18 protein-coding genes are annotated in these 25,779 nt (G+C 72.0%); 8 read left to right on the plus strand and 10 right to left on the minus strand.

All coding sequences use genetic code 11. The annotated features are described in order from the left end of the window. Positions 1 to 25 precede the first annotated feature (25 nt). The gene (locus ACH4J0_RS37565) at positions 26 to 2,845 is read right to left on the minus strand and encodes a TIM-barrel domain-containing protein (RefSeq protein WP_396245679.1); all 2,820 of its coding nucleotides are present in this window, start codon (positions 2,843 to 2,845) and stop codon (positions 26 to 28) included. Positions 2,846 to 3,206: 361 nt separating this feature from the next. Between ACH4J0_RS37565 and nagA the strand changes: the two genes are divergently transcribed. Further along, entirely contained in the window at positions 3,207 to 4,376 is a 1,170-nt protein-coding gene (gene nagA, locus ACH4J0_RS37570) for an N-acetylglucosamine-6-phosphate deacetylase (protein ID WP_396245698.1), read from the plus strand. A gap of 218 nt (positions 4,377 to 4,594) precedes the next feature. Here nagA and ACH4J0_RS37575 read toward each other — a convergent pair whose 3' ends face one another. Genes ACH4J0_RS37575 through ACH4J0_RS37590 form a run of 4 tightly spaced genes read right to left on the minus strand, consistent with a single transcriptional unit; the run spans position 4,595 to position 8,161 of the window. Beyond that, entirely contained in the window at positions 4,595 to 5,437 is an 843-nt protein-coding gene (locus ACH4J0_RS37575) for a ketose-bisphosphate aldolase (protein WP_396245680.1), read from the minus strand. Further along, positions 5,437 to 6,369, minus strand: coding sequence for a 1-phosphofructokinase family hexose kinase (locus ACH4J0_RS37580; RefSeq protein WP_396245681.1), 933 nt, complete (start codon positions 6,367 to 6,369; stop codon positions 5,437 to 5,439). The genes ACH4J0_RS37575 and ACH4J0_RS37580 overlap by 1 nt, the downstream gene beginning before the upstream one ends. Beyond that, positions 6,366 to 7,292, minus strand: a complete 927-nt coding sequence (locus ACH4J0_RS37585; RefSeq protein ID WP_396245682.1) for an ROK family protein — start codon at positions 7,290 to 7,292, stop codon at positions 6,366 to 6,368. The genes ACH4J0_RS37580 and ACH4J0_RS37585 overlap by 4 nt, the downstream gene beginning before the upstream one ends. Continuing rightward, on the minus strand, positions 7,289 to 8,161 hold the full coding sequence (locus ACH4J0_RS37590) for an SIS domain-containing protein (protein WP_391492914.1): 873 nt from the start codon (positions 8,159 to 8,161) through the stop codon (positions 7,289 to 7,291). Before ACH4J0_RS37590 ends, ACH4J0_RS37585 begins: the two co-directional genes overlap by 4 nt. 510 nt (positions 8,162 to 8,671) lie before the next feature. On the opposite strand from ACH4J0_RS37590, the gene ACH4J0_RS37595 reads away from it, so the two are divergent. Genes ACH4J0_RS37595 through ACH4J0_RS37605 form a run of 3 tightly spaced genes read left to right on the plus strand, consistent with a single transcriptional unit; the run spans position 8,672 to position 11,765 of the window. Further along, the gene (locus tag ACH4J0_RS37595) at positions 8,672 to 9,931 is read left to right on the plus strand and encodes an extracellular solute-binding protein (RefSeq protein WP_396245683.1); all 1,260 of its coding nucleotides are present in this window, start codon (positions 8,672 to 8,674) and stop codon (positions 9,929 to 9,931) included. Positions 9,932 to 9,960: 29 nt separating this feature from the next. Then, positions 9,961 to 10,917, plus strand: coding sequence for a carbohydrate ABC transporter permease (locus tag ACH4J0_RS37600; protein ID WP_396245684.1), 957 nt, complete (start codon positions 9,961 to 9,963; stop codon positions 10,915 to 10,917). After that, the gene (locus ACH4J0_RS37605; protein ID WP_396245685.1) at positions 10,917 to 11,765 is read left to right on the plus strand and encodes a carbohydrate ABC transporter permease; all 849 of its coding nucleotides are present in this window, start codon (positions 10,917 to 10,919) and stop codon (positions 11,763 to 11,765) included. The genes ACH4J0_RS37600 and ACH4J0_RS37605 overlap by 1 nt, the downstream gene beginning before the upstream one ends. Before the next feature lie 276 nt (positions 11,766 to 12,041). On the opposite strand, the gene ACH4J0_RS37610 is transcribed toward ACH4J0_RS37605, so the two are convergent. From ACH4J0_RS37610 to ACH4J0_RS37630, 5 genes are all read right to left on the minus strand, one after another. Continuing rightward, on the minus strand, positions 12,042 to 14,528 hold the full coding sequence (locus ACH4J0_RS37610) for an RICIN domain-containing protein (RefSeq protein ID WP_396245686.1): 2,487 nt from the start codon (positions 14,526 to 14,528) through the stop codon (positions 12,042 to 12,044). An 88-nt stretch (positions 14,529 to 14,616) separates the two neighbouring features. Further along, complete coding sequence (locus ACH4J0_RS37615; RefSeq protein WP_396245687.1) at positions 14,617 to 16,503, minus strand: DUF5107 domain-containing protein; 1,887 nt, start codon at positions 16,501 to 16,503, stop codon at positions 14,617 to 14,619. Positions 16,504 to 16,514: 11 nt separating this feature from the next. Continuing rightward, complete coding sequence (locus ACH4J0_RS37620) at positions 16,515 to 17,360, minus strand: carbohydrate ABC transporter permease (RefSeq protein WP_198429402.1); 846 nt, start codon at positions 17,358 to 17,360, stop codon at positions 16,515 to 16,517. Positions 17,361 to 17,406: 46 nt separating this feature from the next. Then, on the minus strand, positions 17,407 to 18,372 hold the full coding sequence (locus tag ACH4J0_RS37625) for a carbohydrate ABC transporter permease (protein WP_396245688.1): 966 nt from the start codon (positions 18,370 to 18,372) through the stop codon (positions 17,407 to 17,409). Positions 18,373 to 18,374: 2 nt separating this feature from the next. Then, positions 18,375 to 19,667, minus strand: coding sequence for an ABC transporter substrate-binding protein (locus tag ACH4J0_RS37630; protein WP_396245689.1), 1,293 nt, complete (start codon positions 19,665 to 19,667; stop codon positions 18,375 to 18,377). A 284-nt stretch (positions 19,668 to 19,951) separates the two neighbouring features. On the opposite strand from ACH4J0_RS37630, the gene ACH4J0_RS37635 reads away from it, so the two are divergent. From ACH4J0_RS37635 to ACH4J0_RS37650, 4 genes are all read left to right on the plus strand, one after another. Further along, the gene (locus ACH4J0_RS37635; protein ID WP_396245690.1) at positions 19,952 to 20,971 is read left to right on the plus strand and encodes a LacI family DNA-binding transcriptional regulator; all 1,020 of its coding nucleotides are present in this window, start codon (positions 19,952 to 19,954) and stop codon (positions 20,969 to 20,971) included. A 42-nt stretch (positions 20,972 to 21,013) separates the two neighbouring features. Then, positions 21,014 to 23,413, plus strand: coding sequence for a glycosyl hydrolase family 95 catalytic domain-containing protein (locus ACH4J0_RS37640; protein WP_396245691.1), 2,400 nt, complete (start codon positions 21,014 to 21,016; stop codon positions 23,411 to 23,413). A gap of 518 nt (positions 23,414 to 23,931) precedes the next feature. After that, a complete protein-coding gene (locus tag ACH4J0_RS37645) occupies positions 23,932 to 24,768 on the plus strand; it encodes a hypothetical protein (RefSeq protein ID WP_396245693.1) in 837 nt (278 codons plus the stop codon). 151 nt (positions 24,769 to 24,919) lie between these two features. Then, positions 24,920 to 25,681, plus strand: coding sequence for a YcnI family protein (locus tag ACH4J0_RS37650; RefSeq protein ID WP_396245694.1), 762 nt, complete (start codon positions 24,920 to 24,922; stop codon positions 25,679 to 25,681). The last annotated feature ends 98 nt before the right edge of the window (positions 25,682 to 25,779 follow it).

Raw genomic sequence — 25,779 nt, forward strand, 5'->3', positions numbered from 1 at the left:
GGCGCCCGCGCACGGAGTGGGGAGCCTACGGCGCCGGTACTCCGGTCGCGCCGAGTTCCGCGGCACTGGTCCAGGGGCCGCGGTCGCCGGCTTCGCTCAGGGCGCGGAGCCTCAGGTACCGGCCGGACACGGCGGGGAACGACGCCGTCTTCGGTGACGCGGTGTCCGTCCAGGTGCCGGTGGCCACCGGGGTGCCCCAGGACGTGGGCGAGTCGGACACGTAGACCTCGTACCGTCCGATGCGACCGTTGACGCCGCCGTCCTGGCGGGGCAGGTAACGGAACGAGTCGACGGCGTAGCGGGAGCCGAGGTCGATCTGGATCTCGTGCGGTAGCGGGTCAGGGGTGCCGGAGGACCAGGCGGTGTGCCAGATGGTGCCGATGTCACCGTCGATGGCGTTGACGGCGGCACTGTTCCCGGCGGAGGTCTCCTGGCTGTCCGCGGAGATCAGCTTCCAGGTCGACTTGTCCAGGACGGGCGAGCCGCCGGCGTCGGTGGCGGGAGTGGGGAGGGTGGCGCCGGCCAGGGTGACGGTGAACGCCCCGGACCGGTTGCCGGCCTTGACCCACAGGACGCCGCCCCGGTCGGCGGGGTCGAAGTACCAGCCGGTCTCCGCCGCGTCGTACGCCGCCTTGGAGGAGACCCGGGCCAGGGACGTGGAGCCGAGCGCCACGGTGGTGGGCGCGCCGGCGAGGTGGACGTTGAGCTCGTAGCCGCGGCTGTCCGGCTTGCCGGCGTAGGAGCCCACGCTCGCACCGACGTTCACGGTGACGGTACCGGTGCCGGAGTTCGGCGCGTCCACGGTGACCTGCTGCCTCGCCGAGGCACCGCGCTGGTAGGCGCGCGTCACGCCGTCGTCCTCGTACAGGCTGAACTTCGACGTCCCGGCGGGGTACAGATCGTAGGTGAGCGTGGAGACCGGCTTCTCCCCGGTGTAGTTCATCTGCGGCCACATCGGGACGATGCCGCCGCCCCTGACGAACACCGGCGTCTCGTCGAGCGGTGCGGCGTAGCCGTTGAGCGTGGTCGGGCCCTGGTAGACCTTGCCGGTCCAGTAGTCGGTCCACGTCCCGGCGGGCAGGTAGATGCCGTCCCGGGTGGTACCGCTGGAGGTCATCGGCGCGACCAGGAAGGAGTCGCCGGCCATGAACTCGCCGGAGGTCGCGTTGCCCTGCGCCACCGGGTCGTTCGGGTATTCGAGCACCAGGGCGCGGGTCGAGGGCACACCGGTGGTGCTGGCGACCTGGCTCATGGTGTACATGTACGGCATCAGCCGCATCTTGGTCTGCAGGGCCTTGCGGTTGGCGGACAGGTAGGGTTCGGAGAACCGCCAGGGCTGCTTGTCCTGATAGCCGGCCTGCGGGTTGGTGGCACCCCAGCCGGACATCGTCATGAACGCCGGGGTGAAGGCCTTCCACTGGAGGTCGCGGGTGTAGGTCTCCGGGCTGCCGCCGAAGATGCCGTCGACGTCGCCGGAGGCGTAGTTGAGACCGGACAGCCCGGCGCCGACGACGGCGGGGACGGTCCAGTCCATGGTGGGCCAGTCGCCGTTGGTGTCGCCGGTCCAGACGACGGCGTTGCGCTGGGTGCCGGCCCAGCCGTCGACGGTCCACACGAAGCGGCGGGCGTCCGAGTTCTTCTCGATTCCGGCGACGGCCTGGTCGACCCCGTCGAAGGCGTACTTGTAGCCGCCACCGATCCAGGCCACGTCGGTCTTGACGCCGCGCGAACCGTCCGCGCTGACCTCGGTGGCGATGTCGTTCAGGCCGGTCGAGGTCCACAGGCCGGTGTGGAAGCCGAGCCCCTGGAGGTCGCCGACGGTCTGCTTGAGATCGGTGTAGCCGCAGCCGTAGCCGTCGTTGGGCAGGATCCAGCCGGAGGGCATGTCCGCGTTCCGGGCGTCCCGCGCGTAACCGACCACGTCGGGCGTGGTCTGGTGGCGCGCCCGGGTGTGGTCGCCGTTGTAGGCGGGGTTGGAGGCGTTGAAGCAGTCGGCGTTGCCCAGCTCGAGTCCCCACATCGGGGCCAGGAACGGCTTGCCGGTCACGTCGGTGTAGGCGCCCAGCACGCCCTTGAGCGAGTCGGCGACGAAGTAGTAGGCGTCGAAGCGGTTCTCGTCCTCGGTCGTGGCGACCGGATCGGTGAACGCGTACGAACCGGGTGCCCAGGTGTTGCGCAGCACGCCGTAGCCGTTGGAGGACATGTAGAACGGCGCCGGGCTGGCGTTGGTGTTCCGCTTCCAGGTGTTGTCGACCGAGATCGGCACCGTCATGTCCCGCAGCGCCCACGGGCCCAGCCGCAGGCCGGTGCCGTAGAACTGCTCGGTCGCGCCCCGGGCGAGGTGCTGGGTGGTCTGGGTTCCGGTCCAGGAGGTCGGCGAGGATTCCCGCCACAGGAGCGTGCCGTCGGGCCGGTAGGCGGCGAAGGCCAGCGACTTCTTGGCGGCCCGCAGGGTGACCGAGCCGGTGGCGATCTCGTAGTAGGCACCGCGGTCGGCGGTGTGGACGGCGGGGGTGCCGAACGAGGTGTTCAGGGCGATGTCGGCGCCCGCCGGGTCGGTGAACCTGCCGTCGGGCGCGAGCTGGATCCGGAAGATGTCTGCGCGGACGAACTCCACCCGCACCGCCGCGCCGGAGGATGTGGCGATGGTCGCGGTCGCGCCGGTGTGGCTGAAGCGGGTGATCCGGCCGGCGGTGCTCGATGCGGTCGTCGCACCGGGAGCCACGCCGACCAGGGCCGTGGACAGGACGGCCACCACCACCGCGGCGGGCAGGGGGCGATGGCGGAGGACGCGGCTGACCGCGCGGGTCAGCCGACTTCTGACGGTGCCGCTCGATGGAGGCATGGGGGTCCCTCTCGGGTCGGGAGTCAGGGGCGGGAAAGAGCGAGACCTGCACACGGATTGCACCGGCTGTGCGCGCTCATGTCAATGAGTCGCGCATTTCAATCAGAAATGAGCATCTGGGTGTGCAGGGTCAATCGGTGCCGAAGTCGCCTTCCGGTCGCCCAGCGGGCGGGTCCACCTCCTCCGCCGTGACCGCCCGTCCGGCGCCGAGGTAGCGGCCGGTGTCGCGAGCCCAGGGTCATCGACCAACAAGCGGCGTTCCGCCCGAGCGCCCGACATCCCCTCAGCCACTCCGTTTAAAACTGACTATAATTTGGAACATTCAAGCAACTTCAAGCAGCACCTGGAGACGAACGTGAGCGTGGCGGAGCACATCGCCCTGGTCGGCGCCCGACTGGTCCTGCCCGTCGGCGTCGTCGAGGGTGACCGCCTCACCGTCGACGGCGAGCGCATTGCCGGCCTCGGCGGCGACACCGAGCCCGGCGACCTCGACCTGACCGGGTACACCGTCGTGCCTGGCTTCGTGGACCTGCACGTCCACGGCGGCGGCGGCGCCTCCTACGCCTCCGGCATCGCCGAGGAGGCCCTGCTCGCCGCCCGCACCCACCTCGAACACGGCACCACCACCACGATGGCCTCCACCGTCACCGGCGAGATCGACGAGGTCGCCCGCCAGGCCGCCGTGCTCTCCGAGCTGGTCGAGGACGGCATCCTGGCCGGCATCCACTTCGAGGGCCCGTTCATCTCCCACAACCGCTGCGGCGCCCACCGCCCCGACCTGCTGCGCGACCCCGACCCGGCCTTGGTCCGCAAGCTCGTCGACGCCGCCCGCGGCCACGCCAGGATGGTCACCCTCGCCCCCGAACTCCCCGGCGGCCTCGACTCGGTACGCATGCTCGCCGACCTCGGCATCATCGCCGCCGTCGGCCACACCGACTCCGACTACACCACCACCCTCGAAGCCATCGACGCCGGCGCCACCGTCGCCACCCACCTGTTCAACGCCATGCCCGCCATCGCCCACCGCGCCCCCGGCCCGATCGTCGCCCTGCTGGAGGACGAGCGCGTCACCGTCGAGCTCATCAACGACGGCGTCCACCTCCACCCCTCCGTCCTCGACCTCGCCTACGGGACCGCCGGCCCCCGCCGCGTCGCCCTGATCACCGACGCCATGGGCGCCGCCGGCATGGGCGACGGCCTCTACCCCCTCGGCCCCCTCCAGGTCCAGGTCAAGGGCGGCGTCGCAATGCTCCCCGACGGCAGTTCCATCGCGGGGTCGACGCTGACCCTTGACCGCGCCTTCCAAAGGTCGGTTCAGGTTGACAACTTGACGCTCAACCAAGCCGCCGAGTCGCTCTCCACCACTCCGGCCCGCCTCCTCGGCCTCGCCGACTCGATCGGCACGCTGGAGATCGGCAAGCTCGCCGACCTGGTCGTGGTCGACTCCGGCACCCTCGACCTGGTGGCCGTGATGCGCCACGGCCGGTGGGTCCTCGGCGACGAGAAGTTCGCCGTCTTGCGGCCTGTCTGAGCATTCATGCAGTAGTACCGGCGCGCGATGGCGGCATCGTCGGCGGAGAGCACGGCGGGACGGCGGGATGGCGGTGCGCACGCATCGGCGGGCAGTTCCGCCAGCGGCCAGGTCGCCGCCCGCCTCGACGGCGGACGGCGACCACGGGTCATCAGACGGGCAGGACCCAGATCGCGAGGCCCGCCCCGTTCGGGACAGGCCTCGTCTCGTCACCGCCCTCAGGCCGTCGGTGCCTTGAGGACGCGCAGCAGACGGGTGACCTCTGCCGCCATGGCGGTGCGTCCGGAGCCGAGGTAGCGGCGGGTGTCGACGAGCGACGGGTCGTCGTCGAGGGTGCGCCGCACGGCGCCGGTGAAGACCTGGTTGAGGTGGGTGGCGATGTTGACCTTGGTCATGCCGTGCTCGACCGCGCGGGTCAGGTGCTCGTCGGCCACGCCGGAGGAGCCGTGCAGGACCAGCGGCACCGGGACGGCCGCACGTAGCCCGGCGATCAGGTCGAAGTCGAGGACGGCGTCGCGGGTGAGCATGGCGTGGGAGGTCCCGACGGCCACCGCGAGGGCGTCCACACCGGTGGCGGCGACGAAGGCTGCGGCCTCGGCGGGGTCGGTCCGGGCGCCGGGGGCGTGGACCCCGTCCTTGCCGCCGACCTCGCCGAGTTCGGCCTCCACCCACACGCCCGCCGCGTGGCAGCGGGCGACCACCTCGGCGGTGGCGCGGACGTTCTCCTCACAGGGCAGCACGGAGGCATCGAACATGACGGAGGAGAAGCCGAGTTCGACGGCCTCGGTCACCAGGTCGGCGGAGGTCGCGTGGTCGAGGTGGACCGCGACCGGCACCGAGGCGGTGCGGGCGGTGGCGAGCACCGCGGACGCTATCGGGGCGAGCGCCCCGTGGTAGCGGACGGCGTTCTCGCTCAGCTGCAGGACCGCCGGGGCACCGGCGGCCTCGGCACCCGCCACGATGGCCTGGGCGTGTTCGAGCTGGATGACGTTGAAGGCACCCACCCCGCGCGCGGCGTCCGCCGCGGGGGTGACGATGGTGCCGGTTCCGGCCAGGGGCATCAGGAACTCCTCTGGGAGTGGAGGGGTTGAACGTCCACCAGTGGCCGCAGGCGGCGGTGGACGTCGGGGTCGAAGTCGCCGGCCAGCGGGGCGGCGACGGCGGCGGCGGACAGCGCCACCGCCTCGGCCAGCCGCTCCGGCCAGGGGGTGGCATCGACCAGGCCGAGGGTGAGGGCGGCCACCGCGGCGTCACCCGCTCCGGTGGGGTTTCCCGCCAGTTGTTCCGGCGGCATGGCCCGCCAACTCCCCTGCGGTGTAACGGCGATGAGACCGTTGGGGCCGAGCGAGGCGACCACCGCCCCGGCGCCGGCGTCGACCAGCGCACCCGCGGCGGCGACGGGGTCCGCCAGGCCCGTGGCGGCGGCGAGTTCATCGGCGTTCGGCTTGACCAGGTCGGGGCCTGCGGCCAGCGCGGCCCGCAGAGCGGCACCGTCCGCGTCGACCACCGCCGGGACCCGGTGTGCGTGCGCCAGCCGCACCAGCCGGCCGTACGCGTCCTCGGGCGCGCCCGGCGGCAGGCTGCCGGAGAACACCGCCGCCGAGGCCTGGGGCAGGAGTCGGTCGACGTGGTCGAGCAGCCGGGCCCAGTCCTCGGTCGGAACGGCCGGGCCCGGTTCGAGCAGGATGGTGGTGTCTCCGGCGCTCTCGTCCACCACCGCCACCGTGCGGCGGGTCTCCCCCACGATCGGCAGCAGGCGTTCGGGCAGGCGGGCGGCGGCGAGGTCGCGCCGCAACGTCGCGCCCGCCGCCCCTCCGGCGAATCCGGTGATCACGGTCTCGCGGCCGAGGGCGTGCAGCACCCGGGCGACGTTGACGCCCTTGCCGCCGGCCCGCTCGGCCGTCGACCGGACGCGGTTGCTCCCTCGCGGGCGCAGGCGGTCGACCCGGTAGGTGACGTCGAGCGCGGCGTTGAGCGTGAGGGTCAGGATCACCGGCTGGCCTTCGGGTGCGGCAGGTCGTGGGCCAGTAGGTCATGGGCCAACAGGGCGGCCCCCTGGCAGCCGGCCTCATGATCGAGTTGGGCGGGCAGGAGCTGCGGCAGTGTCTGGAAGGTGAGCCGTTCGGCGACCGCCGCGCGCAGAGGGGCGAAGTACGGGTCGCCGGCGCGGGCGAGGCCGCCGCCGATCACGATGCGTTCGGGGTCGAGCAACGTGATGGCGGCGGTCAGGGCGTCGGCGAGCGCCTCGATCGCCTCGTTCCAGACCGTGACAGCGGTCTCGTCCCCGGCGACGGCGCGCTCGCCGACGTCCTTCGCGGTGACTCCGCCCTCCCCGGTGGCGGCGGTGTAGCGGCGGGCGATGGCGGCCGCCGAGGCGACGGTCTCCAGGCAGCCCCGGCCACCACAGGGACAGGCCGGCCCGCCGGGCCGGACCACCAGGTGTCCGAGTTCCCCGGCCCGTGCGTGGCTGCCGGTCACCGCCTGCCCGTCGGACATGAGCGCCGCCGCGATGCCGGTGCCGACCGGGACGAAGAGGAAGTCCCGACTGCCGCGTCCCGCACCGATGCGCGCTTCGGCCAGGCCGCCGGCCCGCACGTCGTGGCCCAGCGCCACCGGAAGGCCCAACTCCTCGGCGAGCCAGTCCCGGACGGGCAGTCGGTGCCAGCCGAGGTTGGCCGCGAGGACGACGGCGCCCGCCGTCTCGTCAACGATGCCCGGCACCGCGATGCCCGCCGCCGCCGGGCGGTGCCGGTCGGCCAGCTCGCGGGCCGCCGTCAGCACCGTCTCCAGGACCGCGTCCGGGCCGCGCTCGGCTCCGGTGAACCACCGGTCCGCCTCCCGCAGGACGCCGTCCTCGCCCGCCGCGCCGCCCTTGATATAGGTGCCGCCCACGTCAAGGGCGATCACTCTGGTCACGGCTGGGCCAGCACGATCGAGCGGGTCAGGTTGCGCGGCTGGTCGGGGTCCAGGCCGTCGGCCTTGGCGAGCTCCACGGCGAGGCGCTGGGCGCGTACCAGGTCGGCCAGTGGGTCGAGGGTGGTCACCGAGGTGACGGCGCCGATGCCCTGTACCTGCTCCAGCAGTCCGGTCGGCGGCTCACCGAAGAACCAGACCACCCGGCCGGGGGCGGCGATGCTGATCGGGCCGTGCCGGTACTCCATCGCGGGGTAGGACTCGGTCCAGGCTCCGGAGGCCTCGCGGAGCTTGAGCGCCGCCTCGTTGGCGAGGCCGACTGTCCATCCGGTGCCGACGAAGGTGAACTGGCCTGCCGCTACGGCGCCTTCGGGCAGGTTCTCGGCCAGCGCCCGCGCGGCCTGCTCGGGCAGGTCGGCCGGGGCCAAGCCGAGGTGGCCGCGCAGCAGCGCCAGCGCCGTGGTGGCGAAGCGGGTCTGCACCACCGACTTCTCGTCCGCGAACTCCAGGTCCACGACGGTGTTCGCGGCCGTGACGATCGGCGTGTCGAGGTCACCGGTGAGCGCCACGCTCGGGATGTGCCGGGCGCGGGCGAGGGCGGCGAGCACCTCCGTCGTCGTGCCGGAGCGGCTGATGGCGACCAGCCGGTCGTAGCCGCGGGCGGCCGGGAACTCGGAGGCCGCGAACGCGTCGGTCTCCCCGAGCCCGGCGGCCTCGCGCAGCGACGCGTACGCCTGCGCGATGTACAGGGACGTTCCGCAGCCGATCACGGCCACCCGCTCACCCCGCTCCGGGAGACCCGCGGGCTCCAGCTCCAGCGCCCTGCTCCAGCTCTGCGGCTGACTGGCGATCTCCCGCTCGACGTGGCTCATTCAGGACTCTCCTCGGTAGGGGCTCGGGGCGGTACTCGGGCGTCGATCCGTCCCGAGCGCTCGCTCAGACTGCAAGCCAGAATGCTTGAAACTGATCTATTCATAGCCCAATACGTCATCTATGAGCAACGCCCATCGCCGGAAGCACCGACTCGCTGCCAGCCACTGGCGCGACAGGAGTCGCCTGGTCGCAGGAGTGGGGCACCTGCCCTGCGACTGACTGAAGTTGATGCCACCCTCGACCCGTTGCGCAGCTTGATCGACATGTCGAGCGACTTCAGGCGGCCCGATGTCCCACGTCAAGACATCGGCCCCTGCGGTCCCTCGACTCTCGACTGCAACGCTTCGGTAACGCGGCTGGCCTGCCAGGTTGGCAACGGTGCACACTCTGGTAGCGCTAATGATCGATATTGACAAAATATCGAACGAACAGCGCATCTTCGCGCAACTGCGCGATCCCCCACCAGGGCCGCCGCTGGGTCGGCCCCAGCTGCAAAGGCGGTATCAGAGATGAAGCGGCGTCTGCTCTCCCTGTCGGCGGCCACCCTGGCCGGAGCGCTCGCGCTGTCGGGGTGCAGCAAGGGGTCGAATTCCGGTTCGACCTCCGCCGACGGCGTCACGACGATCAAGTTCGTCGCGGCCGACTACGGCTCCAACGGACAGAACCCGACCCAGGCGTACTGGCAGGGGGTCATCTCCGCCTTCGAGCAGCAGAACCCCAAGATCAAGGTCGACCTCCAGGTCATCAACTGGAACGACATCGACACCCAGGTCAAGACCATGGTGCAGAACGGCAACCAGCCGGACATCCTGCAGACCGGCGGCTACGCCGACTTCGCCAAGAACGGCCAGCTCTACCCGGCCCAGGACGTCCTCTCCGCCGGCACCGCAGCCGACTTCCTCCCCGCGATGGCGCACGCCGGCGAACAGGAGGGCACCCAGTACGGCATCCCCTTCGTCTCCAGCGCCCGGATGTTCCTGATCAACAACGAGCTCTTCAAGAAGGCCGGCCTCGACCCGGCCAACCCGCCCAAGACGTGGGCCGACATCACCGCCGACGCCACCGCACTGAAGAAGGCCGGCGTCGAGATCCCGCTCGGTGTACCGCTGGGCAAGGAGGAGGCCCAGGGCGAGTCGTTCATCTGGATGCTGGAGAACCACGGCGGCTACCAGGACGACAAGGGCAAGTACGTCATCAACTCGCAGGCCAACATCGACACCTTCACCCAGCTCAAGAGCTGGGTGGACGCCGGCCTGACCGAGCAGAGCCCCGCCTCCGTCAACCGCACAGACCTGGCCAAGGACTTCGCATCCGGCAAGGTCGGCATGCTCAACGGCATCCCCACCCAGCTGAACGACGTCAAGAACATGGACGTCACCTGGACGGCGATGCCCGGCAAGGACGGCGCCTCCAAGGCCACCCTCGGCGTCGCCGACTGGGTGATGGCCTTCAAGAAGGGCGGCCACAAGGAGCAGATCAAGGCCTTCCTCGACTTCGCCTACAGCAAGGACAACACGGTGAAGTTCGACAAGGAGTACAGCCTGCTGCCGGTTACCCAGTCCGCGCTCACCGCACTCCAGGCCGACCCGGACGAGAAGGCCCTGACGCCGTTCCTGCAGATCCTGCCCACCGCGGTCTTCTACCCGCTCAGCGACCCGACCTGGCCCGCCGTCTCCGCGCAGGTCAAGACCCAGATCGGCAGCGCGGCCACCGACCCGAAGAAGACCCTCGACGCGCTCCAGCAGGCTGCCCAGCAGGCCGGCGAGTGACCGGCGCGACCGCGAAAGGAATCCCCGCCGTGTCCTCTCGCAGCACCACAGACGTCCGGCCGGGCGCCCCCTCCCGGCCGTCCGCGCCGAAGGCGGGCCGGCCCGCCGGGCGCCGTTCCCTCTTCTCCCGGCTCGGGGCACTGCCCTGGCTGGCCCCTGCCGTCGTGCTCATCCTGGGCGTGGTCGTGTGGCCGGTCATCGAGATGGTCAGTACCTCGCTCCGCAGGATCGACACCACGGGCACGGACCACGGCCCGGCCGGACTGGTCAAGTACCACAAACTCTTCAGTGACCCCCGACTGCCCGGCGTCCTCACCTGGACCGCGGTGTGGACGGTCGCCGTCGTCGGCCTGACCATGCTGATCTCGCTCGCGCTGGCCCAGTTGTTCAACCAGAACTTCCCCGGCCGCCGCCTCACCCGCTGGGCGCTCATCGCCCCCTGGGCGGCCTCCGTGCTGATGACCGCGATCGGCTTCCGCTGGATGCTCGACCAGGTCGCCGGCGTGTTCAACCGCCTGCTGCTCGACCTCGGCCTGATCGACCACCCCCGGGCATGGCTCGGCGATGCCGCCCACGCCAGGCCCTGGCTGGTCCTCGTCGCGGTCTTCGTCTCGCTGCCGTTCACCACCTACACCCTGCTCGCCGGGCTTCAGACCGTCCCCGGCGAGGTCTACGAGGCCGCCCGGGTCGACGGCGCCACCCCCTGGCAGACCTACCGCAAGGTCACCCTGCCGCTGCTGCGCCCGGCCTTCCTGGTCGGCCTGGTGATCAACCTGATCAACGTCTTCAACTCGTTCCCGGTCATCTGGGGCATGACCCAGGGCGGCCCGAACGCCGACACCGCCACCACCACCGTGTTCATGTACATGCTGCGCGGCTACGACGTCGCCGAGTCCGCCGCCATGTCGGTGGTCAACTTCGCCGTCGTGATCCTCATGGTGATCGTCTTCCTCAAGGTCAGCCGCTGGAACGGGGAGGAAGGCTGATGACCACTGTTCAGTCGCCGTGGACGGCGCGCCGTCCGCGCGCCCGCACCGTCCTGTTCACCACGCTGGCCTGGGCGCTCGCCGCGCTCTTCCTCCTGCCCTACGTCGAGATGCTGATCACCGCCGGCCGTCCGGCCGACCAGCTGCGCAACAACTCCTACCTGCCAACGGGCTTCGACTGGTCCTCGTTCACCAAGGTATGGACCGACACCACGCTCGGCCAGAACCTCCAGGTCACGCTGACGGTCGCCGGCGGCTCCACCCTGCTGGTGCTCCTGGTCGCCCTGCCCGCCGCGTACTACACCGCCCGGGTCCGGTTCCGCGGACGCAAGGCGTTCCTGCTGCTGGTACTGGTCACCCAGATGTTCCAGCCCACCGCCCTCCAGGTCGGCCTCTACCGCGAGTTCTACACGATGGACCTGCTGGACACCCCCATCGTCCTGGTGCTCGCGAACGCGGCCTTCAACCTGGCCTTCGCGATCTGGATCCTGAGCGCCTACATCGGCTCCATCCCGATGGAGTTGGAGGAGGCCGCGATGATCGACGGAAACAGCCGGATCGGCGCACTCTTCCGGGTCACCCTGCCGCTCGCCCTGCCGGGCGTGGTCACCGCCGTGATCTTCACGTTCATCTCGACCTGGAACGAGTTCATCATGGGCCTGACCCTGACCAACTCGCCCGACCGGCAACCGCTCACCGTCGGCATCAACAACATGATCGGCGCCTACAGCGTGCAGTGGAACTACGTGTTCGCCGCCTCGCTGGTGGCCATCGTGCCGGTGGTCGTGCTCTTCGCGGTGATCGAACGCCACGTCGTCTCCGGCCTCACCGCCGGCTCCGTCAAGTAGCGCGGCGCGCCCGGCCCCTCGCACCACGCCCTCATCACCCGATGGGCGGGACGGCCTCCCCCGAGGGCCTCCCCCGAGGGGCTCCCGCCCATCGGCGTCGCAGAAGGTGAATGATCACGCAGAAGCGGGCCGGCGAGCCCTTCGTCCACACGGACCATGACGTCCTCCTGGGGTGCGGTGCACGTTCGTGCGTCGGGTCGGAACGGATGGGGTGCCGGGCTCCCGGGGTGGCAGCCCCGGGAGCCCGGCGTCAGACCCGCCCCCGGCGGCCCTGGGTCAGGTGATTGACCACCGCTGCAGCGGCGAGCCGGTGTCCGGCTGCTGGGTCACCGGGGCGCCGTCGGTGGTCGAGGCGGTGGTGAGCGGCAGACCGCTGTGGGCCGAGGTGACGGCGTAGGAGCCGTCGGCCGTCAGTCGGACGTTCCAGTGCTGGTTGGCGGCGCCGGTGCACGGCCACTGGATCACCTCGGCGCCGGCGGCGGTGGAGCCGCCGCTGACGTCGGCGCACATCGACGAGAGGCCGTTGACCAGCCCGTACGAGCCGTCGGGCTGGAGGCGGAACTGCCACAGCTGGTTGCTCGCGCCGGACGCGGCCCGGGTGACGAGCTGGTTGCCGGCGGTGGTGCTGCCGTCTGCGTCGTCGAGCGCCTTGCCGCCCGTGGTCAGCGTGTGGTTGCCGCTGAGGTCCGGCTCGACGGTCCAGGTGAAGGTGGCCGAGGCGCTCGCGGTACCGGAGGAGGCCGTGACGATGACGGTGGACAGGCCAGCGCCGCCGGGGGTGCCGGTGATCAGGCCCGAGGGGCTGACGGAGAGCCCGGCGGGCAGGCCGGTCGCCGCGAAGGCGAGCGGCTTTCCGGCGCTGTCGGTGGCGCCGAGCTGCACCGAGACGGCCCTGCCCACGGTGCCGGACTGGTCACCGGGGGCGGTGAGCAGGACGGTCTCGGGGGCCGTCCCGGTCGGGGCGAAGGCGAGGGCCTGCTCGGCCGCCGTGCGGCCGCCGCCGACCGTGCTGCCGGTGGCATCGCTCCAGGAACGGGCGGGCACGGTCTCGGCGAGCCGGCCCGAGGTGCCGGACATGCCGACCACCAGGCCGCTGTAGCGGTTCACCAGCTGGAACCGGCCCTTCCCTGCCTTGCTGGGGAGGATGAACCACTGCTGCCCGACGGTGGCGTTCCCGCCGGCGGCGCCGGTGGCGGTCAGTCGGGAGCCCCAGGCCCGGCCGGCCGTCGAGGCGGAATCGACGCCCAGCAGCTGACCGGTGGCAGCGTTGGCGATCCGGTAGGAGCCGTCGCCTTCGGCCAGGAACCTCCAGGACTCCCGGGCGGAGCCGCCGGCCTTGGCCGTGGAGGTGACCGCGGAGGCGCCCGCGGCCTGGACGAGCACCCGGCCGTTTCCGTTCTGGATCCGGTAGGTCCTCGTCAGGTCGACCGGCGGGGCGGCCGGCGCGGAGGAGCCGACGGTGATGTCGGCGTACTCGCCGTCGGAGGTGGCGCAGGCGATGGAGCAGTAGGACCGGAAGGTCCTGCCGATGACGGTGCCGCCGGTGCGGCTGGCCGGGTCGAGGATCCAGCGGTACCAGGAGCCGGAGGTGTAGCCGCTGCCACTGTCGCCGATCAGGCTCCACTGCTGGGTGGCAAGGTCCTTGGTGGCGTAGAACTGCTGCGGGGCGGTGCCGGAGACCACCTCGGGTTCGCCGATGTACAGGCCCAGGTACGCGTCGTAGGCGATGTTCATGATGAACAGCGGTGACTTGGGCGGGAGTTGGCCGGCCTTGACCTGCTGGTCCACCGAGCCGGGGGTGCTCGGGTGGTAGTCGTTCACGGGCGGGGTGTACCCGGTCGGCGCCGTCGGGGTGACCGGCACCATGTTGCTCTCCAGGCCGCCCTGACCGGGCTGGGACCAGGTGCCGTCGTACCACTTCTGCCACGAGCCGGACGCCATCTTCGCCGAGATCGGGGCGCGCGCGACGTGGGCCAGGCCGCCGTTGCCGCCGCCCACGCCGGCCTTGGGGATGATCCGGGAGCCGTAGTAGACGTAGAAGTAGCCCGAGGCGGTGTCGACGAACAGGCGGGGGTCGCCGTCGCCGTAGTCGTAGGTCTGGTTGGGGAAGGCGGTGTTGTCACCCCGGGCGGTGCTGTACGGGGAGCTGATGACGTGGTCCTTGATGGTCCAGGTCCGGCCCTGGTCGGTGGAGACGGCGTAGTCGATGGCGTCGTAGTGCAGGCCGTCGCCGAAGGGCTGCGGGGTGAACTCGTTGTGCACCAGCCCGTACCAGTCGCCGGTGTCCGGGTCGACCCAGACACCGACCAGGTCGCAGAAGTTGCGCTGGGAGTAGCCGGAGCCCTGCGGTGCGTCGGTGGACCGCACGCCGGTGACGCTGTTGTTGCACCGCGAGGTGGTGTCGTCGTTGCGGTCGTTCGGGTCGGCGGGGTCGACGGCGTCGCTGATCGGTGACCTGGTGGCGCTCTCGAAGTCCGCGCCGGTGTAGAAGCTCCACTGCCGGGAGTCCTTCGCGCCGTACAGCGAGTGCGACTGCTGGAAGTAGAAGGTGCCGTCCTTGTCGGTGTAGACACCGGCCGGGGTGTCGTCGGGGTAGGCGTACGAGCCGGTCCCGCCGATCGAGACCGTGTACGTGGCGGAGGCCGGTTTGCCGGGGGCCGGCTTGTCCGCGGCCGCCGGGGCGGCGGCCAGGGCGCCGGCGCCGAGCGCCGCCAGCACGGCGGCGGTGAGGGCTCGGGCCCATCGGGTGCGTAGAGGTGACACTGGTACTCCTCTTCCGTGACGGGGCGCACCGTTGCGCCCCTGCTGTGGGGGTGCGGAACGGGAGAGTGGTCCCGGGGGTGGCGGGCGGTCAGCCGTCCGCCATGCGGAAGTCGTACTGCGGGGGCACCGCGGTGCCGGGGTGGACGGCGAGCCAGAGGGTGTCCAGGGAGAGCTCGCCCTCGCGCATGGTGTCGACCTGGATGCCCTCGGCGAGCAGTCGCCGGACCCGGTCGTCGTCGCCGCACGCGTGCGCCGCCTCCGCCTCGGCCAGCCTGATCCGCCCGTGAGCCCGGTCGGCCGGGGACAGTTCCCCGATCAGCGCGAGCGCCTCGGCGGGACGCTCGGCGCGCCGCAGCGAATCCAGCGTCTCGATCGTCAACTCCCTGAGCTCCGGGCGGAGTCGGTGGGCGGAGCGCATCAGGTCGGCGGCCTCCTGCGGGTCCGGGTCGAGGAAGGCGAGCGATCGCAGCGCCCAGGGCGAGGCCTGCGCGGCGACGGAGCGTTCGAAGGCCTCGCGGGCGGCCGCCCGCTCCCCGGCGGCCAGGCGCAGCAGGCCGAGCTGGTACAGGGCGTGCCAGTCGGCGGCGTTCCCTTCCAGCAGCAGCCGCCAGTGTGCCCCGGTGACCGGTTCGGCGGGTGGGTCGCAGACCGGGAGGGTGCCGGTCTTCAGGAGTTGCCGCCACGGTTCCTGCGCGGCGGCGGGGTCGCCGAACGGCAGGGCGCGGGAGGCGGGCAGGGCGCCGGCCTCGATCTCCAGCGCGGCCCAGCCGCCGCCCTCGGCCAGCACCTCCTCGGGCTCGGCGAACCCGTCGGCGAGCGCGTCGGCCTGCTCCAGCGCCGACGGCGGGACCAGCCGGTCCAGCGCCGCGCCCGCGGCCGACCGGGCGTCGTCCCAACTCCCGTGCACGGCCTCGGGATCGGCTTGCAGCAGCCCATACGCCTCGGTCCAGGACCAGGTGGCGCCGGCGGGCATCGGCAGGTGCTCCAGCTGGGTGCGGGCCAGGCCCGCCTGGATCTCCAGGTAGGCGGCGTCGGGGCCGGAGAGCCACTCCTGCCAGTGCTTGCCACCGGTGCCGGTGCCCCAGCAGAAGAGTTTGCGTCCGCGCAGCCGTGCGGTGGAGGTCTGGACGAGTCCGGTGCCGGCTCCGTCCAGGGCGGCGATCCAGGGGCGTTCGCCGGCCGGGAGGTCGAGGAAGTAGTCGGCGGCGCGCGGTGTCCGGCCGGGGTAGCTGCGGTCCGCGCCGTCGATCTGCGGGAAGGGGACGCGGCGCAGGTCGCTCACGTAGTCGCAGTGGAAGGCGTGGTCGGCCGGGCCGAGGACGCGGACCTCCTCGTGTTCGGGCACGGCGATGTTGGACCACCAGTAGACCGGGGTCTCGGTCGGCGCGGGATTGTGCACCGCGATGTGGACGTACAGTACCGGGGAGCCTGCGGGCAGCCAGGCGTCCATCCGCAGGACCAGCCGCCGCAGCCGCTCGAAGGCGTACATCCGCAGCACCGGGGTGCCGTCCGGCGCGGTCAGCCGGGCGGCGTGCAGCGGCTCGCAGGTCAGCGGCCAGTGCCCGGTGGTGCCGAGGTTCCACTCCACGCCGCCGGCCACCCAGGCGTCGCGCAGGGCGAGGTTCGCGGGCTGCAGGATCCGGTTTCGGTGCAGCAGCTCACGCCCGGTGGGGCGGTGGACGAGGGACCACAGCCGCCCGCCGAGGGAGGGCAGGAAGGTCGCGGTGAGGGTCTCGTTCTCCAGTACCGCGCAAGGGAGTTCGCGTTCGGCGCGGACGCGGCCGTAGTCGCCCTGCCGGGTGTACGGCAGCAGGGTGCCGGGCACCCCGTAGGCCAGGTTGCGGCGCATCTCGTCGTCGACGCCGGCGCCCGCGCCGGTCTGCCGGGGAAGGCCGTGCAGGATCGGCAGGGTGCCCCCGACCGGGTCGGGGGTGCCGTCGATGCGGAGCGGGCCGGTGCGAAGAGTCGAGGTCACGCGGGAAAACGTCACTTTCCGATCCCAACCGTCATGCCCTGGATGATCCGCGAGCCCATCCAGGAGAAGAGCGCGATCATCGGGGCGAGGATGATGCAGACCCCGGCGAACATCGTGCCGAAGTCCAGTCCGTTGAACTGCTGTGCCGCGACGAACGAGGAGAGCGCCACCGGGAGGGTGATCGTTCCCTGGCTGTTCGTCAGGACGAGGGCGAACAGGGTCTCGTTCCAGGCGGTGATGAACTGCAGGAGGAAGGCGGTGACCAGCCCGCCCCGGGCGACCGGGAGCACCACCTGGACGAAGGTGCGCACCGGGCCGGCGCCGTCCAGGACGGCGGCCTCCTCCAGCACACCGGGGATGCCGCTGAAGAAGCCGGTCAGCAGGAAGACCGTGAAGGGCATGGCCAGGCCGACGTAGACCAGCCCGAGGCCGAGGTCGCTGTCCGTCAGGCTCACCCGGGACAGGCCGACGAACAACGGCACCACCAGGACCTGGCCGGGCACGCCGAGGCCCATGGCGAAGGTCATCGTCAACGCCGAGGAGGTCCGCGAGCGGCGCCGGGCGAGGGCGTACGCGCAGGGCGCCGCGAGGACGACGGCCGCCACCGAGGAGAGGCCGGCGGTGAGCAGGCTGTTCAGGGCCGCCCGCGCGAAGCCGCCCTCGTCGAGCGCGGTGGTGTAGTTGTCGGTCTGCGGGCTGGTCGGCAGGCCGAAGGCGTGGTGCAGGATGTCGGGGCCGCTGCGCAGCGAGGTCAGGAGGATCCACAGGACCAGCAGCAGGTCCGCGGCGACGACGAGCCAGACGGCGCCCGTGCCGATCCTGCTCGCGAGTCCGGCGGCCGGGTTTCTGCGTCGCACGGGTGGTGACCTTTCCGGTAGCGGTGTGGGGCCGGGGCGCGGCGGGTCAGTACTCGACCGGCTCGCGGCGCAGCAGGCGGCGCAGCACGACGGTGATCAGGGTGACCAGGACCAGGCTGGCCATCGCGGCGGCGGTGGCCATGCCCAGCCGGGGGACGGTGCCCTGCGGGAACGCCTCGCTGTACACGTACACGGCGGTGTTCCAGCTGCTCACCGGCGGATAGGCGTTGGTGCTGCCGCCGTAGAGCAGGATCAGCTCGAAGATCTTCACCGAGCTGACCGTCCAGAGCACCGCGCAGACCGCGATGACGTCCCAGGCGCACGGCAGGGTGATGTGGCGGAAGCGCTGGAAAGGGCCTGCACCGTCCAGTTCGGCCGCCTCGTAGAGGTAGTCGGGGATCTGGTCGACGGCCGCCATGATGATGGATGTGTAGTAGCCGGTCGCCGTCCAGATCAGGGTGCCCAGGACCATCGGGAGCAGGTTGTCCGTCGACAGCCACTTGGGCGGCGTGGTCACCCCGAACAGCTTCAGCGCCTGGTTCACCGGGCCGGTGGGCGAGAACAGGAACCCGGCGGCGATGCCGAAGACCATGCCGTTGACGAGCGAGGGGAAGAACAGCACCGATCGGGCGAACAGCCTGGCCCGCATCTCGCGCAGCACCAGGGTCAGCGCGAAGCTGAGCACGAAGGTGATCGTGCCTCCGATGACCATCAGTTCGAGCGTGTTGACCAGGGAGGTGCGGAACCTCGGATCGCGGAACAGCAGGATGTAGTTCTGCGGGCCGCGCCAGTCCATCTCGCCCATGCCGTCCCACCGGTACAGGCTGGTCCACAGGGCGTAGCCGACGGGTGCGATGAACAGCACGGCGTACACGGTCAGCGCGGGCGCGGTGAACGGCCAGAACATCCGGCGGCGTTGGCGCTCCAGCGGGCCGACGCCGGCCCGGGAGGCGGGCGCGGACCGGCCCCGGGGGGCGCCCGTCCGGGGCGGATCGTCGATCGTCGTCGCCACCGTCAGCCCTGGGTCTGCCAGTAGGAGACCTGGTCGGCCTTGCACTTGGCGACGAACTGGGCGGCCGTCGTCTTGCCGTGCCACAGGTCCAGGTAGTTCTCGTTCAGGACCTTGGGCAGCCAGCTGCCGGCCACCCCGTCGAAGCCGAGGCGGACGGCCGGGGCGTCGAGGGCCTTCTGGACGTCGGCCAGTTCGGCCGGCGCGGGGATGTCGGCCCGCGGCGTGAGGTTGAGCGCGGTGGTGGAGATCCCGGCCAGGTGCTTCTTCTGCAGGAAGAAGGCGATGAACTTCTGCGCGGCGGCGGCGTTCTTGGCGCGCTTGGGGCTTGCGAAGCCGATCAGGTTAGCGTCCGGGGTCTTCGCGGTGGGCGGCAGCATCGACGCCATCTTCCAGCCGGCCGGGACCTGCTTGGCGACCTCGGCGGTGACGTAGTTGCCGTCCATGTAGAAGGCGGCCTTGCCACTCGCCCAGTTGGTCTCCTGGGTCGGGTACTTGGTGGCGTCGTAGCCCTCGATCAGGTGGCCGCCCTTGACCAGTTGCTCCACCTGCTGCGCCGCGGTGAGGACGGCCGGGGCGTCCCAGGTCGCGCCGGACTTGTCGGCGGCGAGCTGCGAGACGTTCACGCCGGCCCCGTTGAGCAGGTAGTCGAAGTACAGCGCGTTGCTCCAGGGGTCCTCGCCCTCGGAGGCGATGCACGCCTTCCCGGCCGCCTTCAGGGCGTCGCAGACCTTGAGCAGCCCTGCCCAGTCGGTGGGCGGACTCGGCATGGCGGCGGCGATCGCGGGGTCGGCCGCGTTGTAGAACATGGCGTTCGTGACGATCTCGTACGGGATCACGTAGTGGTTGGAGCCGGACGGGTCCTTCGGCAGCATGTCGAAGTACTTGGCCGGGACGATCTGGGAGATCGGCACGTCCTCCCCCGGCACCTGCAGCTGGAGCACCGGCGAGAGGTCCAGCGCCTGACCGGCCGCGGCGGTGGTGCCGTAGACCTTGTCGTCGGACTCGTCCCACAGATCCGGGGCCTGGTTGGCGGCGATCGCCGGGCCGATCTTCTTGGCGATGTCCCGGCCGGCCCAGGTGACGTCCACCTTGGCGCCGGTGGCGGCGGTGAAGTCGTCGATCGCGGCCTTCAGGACCTTGGCCTGCGGCTCGTCGGCACGCCACATCGACCAGTAGGTGAAGCTGCCCGAGGCCTTCCCGCCGCCCCCCGAGCCCCCGCAGGCGCTCACGCCGAGCGCGAGTGCGACGGCGGTGGCCCCGCCGAGGAGGCGACGTGCGGTGGTCGTTCTACCCATGGGTGGTTCCTCTCGGAGGCGCGAGATTCCGTGCGGGCGGGGCGTCAGCCGGGGCCCGAAGGACGGGGGAGGCGCTGGATGGCTGGGACGATACGGGCGGGTTGACCGGTAAATCAAGAGTCTCTGCGAAATCCCGTTCCGTCGTTCGGCATGCGGTCGCCGCTCGTGCGACGGATCCTCAACTCAATGGAGATGACGGGTTTTTGGATCGGCTTGACGACCCTTCACTGGTGCCCTACGTTTCACCAGAAGAAAGTTGACCGGTAAATTCGAAGGATCCAGCCATGGTGACGATGCAGGACGTGGCCGAGCGCGCCGGGGTCACGAAGCAGACCGTCTCCAACGTCATCCGGGGGCGGGGGGCCGTGAGCCCGCCGACCGCCGCCCGGGTGCGCGCCGCGATCGAGGAACTGGGGTACACCCCCAACCTGGTCGCGCGCTCCCTCGCCACCGGCGCCACCAGGACGGTGGGCCTGTTCGTCCCCACCGTGACGGGCTCCTTCTACGCCGACATCGTCGAGGAGGTCGAGGACGTCCTCGACGCGAACGGCTACCACCTGCTGCTCTGCACCACCCGGCTCGACGGGGAGCGCGCCAAGCGGCACCTGGCCGGGCTGACCAGCCGTTCGGTCGACGCGCTGCTGATCGCCGGGGACCGGGACCTGATCGACCATCTGCCGCTGCTGGCGGAGGCCGCCTTCCCGGTGGCCCTGTGCGCCTGGGAGACCGACGCCCCCGACCGCTTCCCGGTCGTGACCATCGACTACGAGCGGGCGGGCTTCCTGGCCGGGCGCCACCTGCGCGAGCTCGGACACGAACGCGTCGCCGTACTCGCCAGCCCCGACCACGCCCCCCGGGTGGCGGGCTTCCGGCGCGCCTTCACCGCCGACGGCCTCACCGTCCCCGACGGCGCCGTCCACCTGGCATCCGAGCCCACCCCCGCGGGCGGCTTCGCGGCGGCGACGGCGGCGCTGACGGCCGATCCGAGGACCACCGCGCTCTTCGCCACGCACGACGTCCTCGCCCTGGGCGCCCTGGAGGCCGCCCGGGCCGTCGGCCGCTCCGTCCCGCACGACCTGTCGATCGTCGGACACGACGACAACCCCGAGGTGGGCGTGGCCCGGCCGGCCCTCACCAGCGTCGCCATCCCCAAGCGGGAGATGGCCCGCGAGGCGGTCGAGCTGCTGCTGCGCGCCCTCACCAAGTCGGGGGTCCCGACCAACTCGATGCACCTGCTGCGCCCCGAGCTGGTCGTCCGGGACAGCACTGCGCCGGTCGGCTGCGCGCCGGCCGATGGGCCGTGACAGCCGGGCACGCTCCTCCCACTCCCTGAAAGGGCGATCCACGTGTCGACGGACTCCGTCTCCGGCTACGACCGCCTCCGTTACCGCGGGCCGGCCACCTCCTTCCTGGAGGCCCTGCCCCTGGGCAACGGGCGCCTCGGCGCGCTGTTCCACGGCGGCACCGACCGGTCCGGTGCGGCGGAAACCATCCACCTCAACGCCGACACCCTGTGGTCCGGCGGCCCCGGCCCGCGCGACCGGGGCGGCGCGGCGGACCACCTCACGACGCTGCGCACCGCGGTCCTGAGCGATCGCGACTACGCCCGCGCGGAAGCGGTCGCCACCCGCATGCAGGGACCGTACTCGCAGGCCTACCAGCCGCTCGCCACGCTCCATCTGGAGCTCGGCGACGGGACGGTGGACGACTACCTGCGCACACTGGACCTCGACGAGGCGGTCCACCGGGTCTCGTACCGGACCGGCGACACGGAGACACTGCGCGAGTCCTTCGTCTCCGCGCCGGCCGACGTCCTCGCCACCAGGATCACGTCCTCCGTACCCGGGCGGATCCACCTCACCGCCCGGTTCAGCACACCGCATCCCGACCCCCGCCACGACGGCGCGGACGCGGACGGACTGGTCGTCTCCGGCCGGGCCCCCGCCCACGTGGCGTTCGGCGAGGAGGACCCGGTGCGCTACCGGTCCGGCGAAGGCATGGGCTTCGCGGCCGGCCTGCGGGTGATCGCCACCGGCGGCCTCGTCGAACGGGGCCGGGACGCGGTTCGGGTGACCGGCGCCGACGAAGTGCTGCTCCTGGTAGCCGTCGAGACCGGCTACCGCGGGCCGGCCGAGGTTCCCGCCGGCCCCGACGACGGGCCGGTCGAGCGCCTCGGGAAGCGCCTGGACCGGGCCCGCACCCAGCCCTACGAGCAGCTGCTCGCCGATCACCTCGCCGACCATCGGCGGCTCTTCCGCACCACGGCGCTACGGCTCGGCGACGGCCCACCGAGCGAGCTGCCCACCGACGAACGGCTCGCCGCCGTACGGGCCGGTCACGCCGACCCAGGCCTGGCCGCCCTCCAATTCGCCTACGGCCGCTACCTCCTGATCGCCTCCTCACGCCCCGGAACCCAGCCGGCCACCCTGCAGGGGATCTGGAACACCGAGACCGCACCGCCGTGGAACTCGAACTGGACCACCAACATCAACCTTCAGATGAACTACTGGCACGCCGAGACCACCGGGCTCTCGCAGTGCCACGAACCGCTCTTCGACCTGATCGCCGACCTGGCCCGGACCGGCGCCCGGACCGCCGCCGCCTACTACGGCGCCGGCGGCTGGACCGTCCACCACAACGTCGACCTGTGGCGCTGCGCCAACCCCGTCTCAGGCTCGCCCTCCTGGGCGAACTGGCCGATGGCCGGCGCCTGGCTGTGCGCGCACCTGTGGGAACACCACCTCTTCACCGGGGACCGCGATTTCCTGGCCGAACGCGCGTACCCGTTGATGCGCGGCGCCGCGCGCTTCCTGCTGGACTTCCTCACCGAGGACCGGGACGGACGACTGGTCACCTGCCCGTCCACCTCCCCCGAGCACCACTTTCGGCTGCCCGACGGCACTCTCGCCGCCGTCTCCGCCGCGGCCACCATGGACCACTGGCTGACCGCCGAGCTGTTCGCCGCCACCGCCCGCGCCGCCCGTCTCCTCGGGGTGGACGTCGGCCTGGCCGAGGAGTTGGACGCGGCCCGCGGCCGGCTGCGTCCCCCGCCGACGGGCGAGGACGGGCGCCTGCTCGAATGGTGGGAGGACCTCCCCGAGGAGGACCCCGGCCACCGCCACCTGTCCCACCTCTACGGCCTCTACCCCGGCAGCGCCATCGACCCGCTCACCAACCCGCAGGCCGCCGAAGCAGCTCGACTCGCCCTGGCCCGCCGCCTCGACCACGGCGGCGGATCCACCGGCTGGAGCCTGGCCTGGGTGACCGCACTCGCCACCCGCCTCGGCGACGCCGACCTCGCCCACCGCGGCGTGCGTGGCCTGCTGACCGACTACTCCGCCCCCAACCTCCTCGGCCTGCACCCGCCGGACCTCTTCCAGATCGACGGCAACTTCGGCGCCACCGCCGCCATCGCCGAGATGCTGCTGCAGAGCCACAACGGCGTACTGCGCCTGCTCCCCGCCCTGCCCGAGGCCTGGCCCACCGGCCGGGTCCGGGGGCTGCGCGCACGCGGCGGGCTCACCGTCGACCTCCGCTGGGACCAGGGCCGCCTGACCGAGGCAGCCGTGCACAACACCCGCCCGCAGACCCTCGACCTGCTCCTCCCCGCCGGCACGCCGGAGCCCACGGTGACCGACCCGGCCGGCAGATCCGCCGCCGCGACGCTCACCGCCACCCCCGCCGGACCGCGCGTGGCCATCCGGCTCGGCCAGGAGGGAACCCACCGGATCCGCACACCCGGCTGAACGGGCCCCGGGTGCCGCGTCCCCGTGCCCCGCACCCCGGCCCCAGAGTGCCTCATTCCCTCCCTGCCTGGCGCAGCCAGTAGCCGACCCCAACCGGACTATCCGCACTTTCATTCCACTTGCGGCAGTGCATCGCTGGCCAGCCGATAACTCCTTCCCCGGACTTATCGTCCGCAGAATGAGATCGCATCGATGCAACCCGCAGGGCATGAATAGGCAGAGCGCGCGTCGGCCGGGATACGGCGCTCCTCCGGCGCGTCGGGGTCGACGAACACCTGCGGGCAGCCGCAGTTGCAGTTTCCGCAGGACCTCGCCACCGGCTCCTGCCTGGACTCGGACACGGGACACCTCCGCTTGTTGATGGCAGGCACCGGGCCGGCGCCGCTCCGCAGAGGTGTACCCGTTCGCTCCGCCGTGCTCACCCATTGCATCGCGCCGGTGGCCGAAAGTGTCGGGTTGGGAACGATACGGGGGAGCCCGCCCGGGGTCGTGGACGCGGGTGCCATGATGTCCCGGCCATGTCTGCCCCGAGAACCGAGCCCGTACCCGCGCCGGTACGTGCCGCCGCGCTCGACCTCCGCGTACTGCGGGCTCTGCCCTTCGCGACGGTCTGCGTCGCGCTGGCCGCCGGCGGGCACGCGCTGGCGTCCGGCAGCAGGGTGCCGCTGGACGCGCTGCTGCTCGGGTGGGCGCTCGCCGGTGCCGTTGCCGTGCTCGCGGCACGGCGGGAGCGCTCGTTGCGGGCGATCGTCGGCGGCCTGGCCGCGGGCCAGGCCGGCCTGCACGTCCTCTTCCATGCCGCGCAGTGCGGTCGGCGATCTCCACCGGCTGCCGGGCCCACTGACCGGCCCTCCTTTATGACCGCGATGCCCGGGATGCCCGAGATGCACGGCATGACCGGCATGGCCAGGGCGCTGGCGGCGGGCAGCGGACGGCCCGGTCCGTCGGCTGCCCATGTCGCGGCGGGAGGCGGCGCCGCTCCGCACGTCGCCGTGGCGGCGACGCACGTTTCCTTCTGGAGCCACGCGGCGCTCCTCGGGCTGAGCCCCGCCATGCTCGTCGCGCACCTGGCGGCGACCGTCGCCGCCGGGTGGTGGCTGTGGCGGGGCGAGGTGGCCGTCTGGCGGCTGGTCCGGCTGACGGCCGAAACCGTCACCGCGGCGGTTCACGCCCGCGCGGCATCACTACGCGGGGCGCTGGCCCTGTTCGCGATGCTGCGCGGCCGGACGCACGGACGGTCGCGGGCCGCCGCCATGCACTTCGTGCCCGCCGAGGGCCGATGGTGGCTGCCGCGGTGGACGTTGCTTCGACACGTGGTGATCAGACGTGGCCCGCCTGCGATACCGGCCGCCTGACCGGAACGGGAACGCCGACCGGTCACGGCCATCCGCCCCCTGATCACACATGCGCGTGCTCCGCCTCCACGGGCAACGACGCCGGGTCACCCGCGCCCGCCGCCCGTGCGCACCGGCGTGCGCGCGCCTCCGACCTGGAGACCACACAGCCATGAGTCTGTCCCTGAAGAAGCGCCTTGCCGTCACCTGCGCGCTGGCCGCCGCGACCGTAGTCGTCGCGGCCGTGCCGGCGTCCGCACACGTCATCGTGCAGCCGTCCAGCGCGCCCAAGAACGCGACCGACCAGACCTTCGCGTTCCGCGTGCCCAACGAGGACGACAAGAACAGCACCGTGAAGGTGGAGATCGACTTCCCGACCGACCACCCGATCCCGTCCGTCAAGGTCGCCCCGGTGCCGGGCTGGACCGACGCGATCCAGACCACCAAGCTCGCCACCGCGATCCACACCGACGACGGCGACATCACCGAGGCCGTCTCCCAGGTCGTGTGGACCGGCGGCCAGATCACCCCCGGCCACTTCCAGGACTTCACCGTCGACCTCGGCGCGCTGCCCGACGGCACCGACAAGGTCGTCTTCAAGGCCCTGCAGACCTACAGCGACGGCAACGTGGTCCGCTGGATCGAAGAGCCCCAGGACGGCCAGCCCGAGCCGAAGAACCCGGCGCCGGTGCTCAAGCTGACCGCCGCCACCGCCGGCGACTCCGACGCCCCCGCCCCCAGCACCGCGGCGAGCGCCAAGGCCGACCCGGCGCCGGCGAACACGACGAGTACCGCGGCCGCGAAGGCGAGCGACAGCGACTCCACCGCCCGCGCACTGGGCATCGCGGGCATCGTGGTCGGCGTCCTCGGCGCGGTGACGGGCGTCGTGCTCGGCCGTCGTGGCCGCGGCACCGGCACGGGCGCCTCGGCATAAAAGCCCAGGGGCGGGGGGGGGCGCGCGGCCCCCCCCCCCCCCCCCCCCCCCCCCCCCACCCCCCGCCCCCCCCCCCCACCCCCCGCGCGGGCCGGCGC

This window comes from Kitasatospora sp. NPDC017646, assembly GCF_044329365.1.
Lineage (GTDB): Bacteria > Actinomycetota > Actinomycetes > Streptomycetales > Streptomycetaceae > Kitasatospora.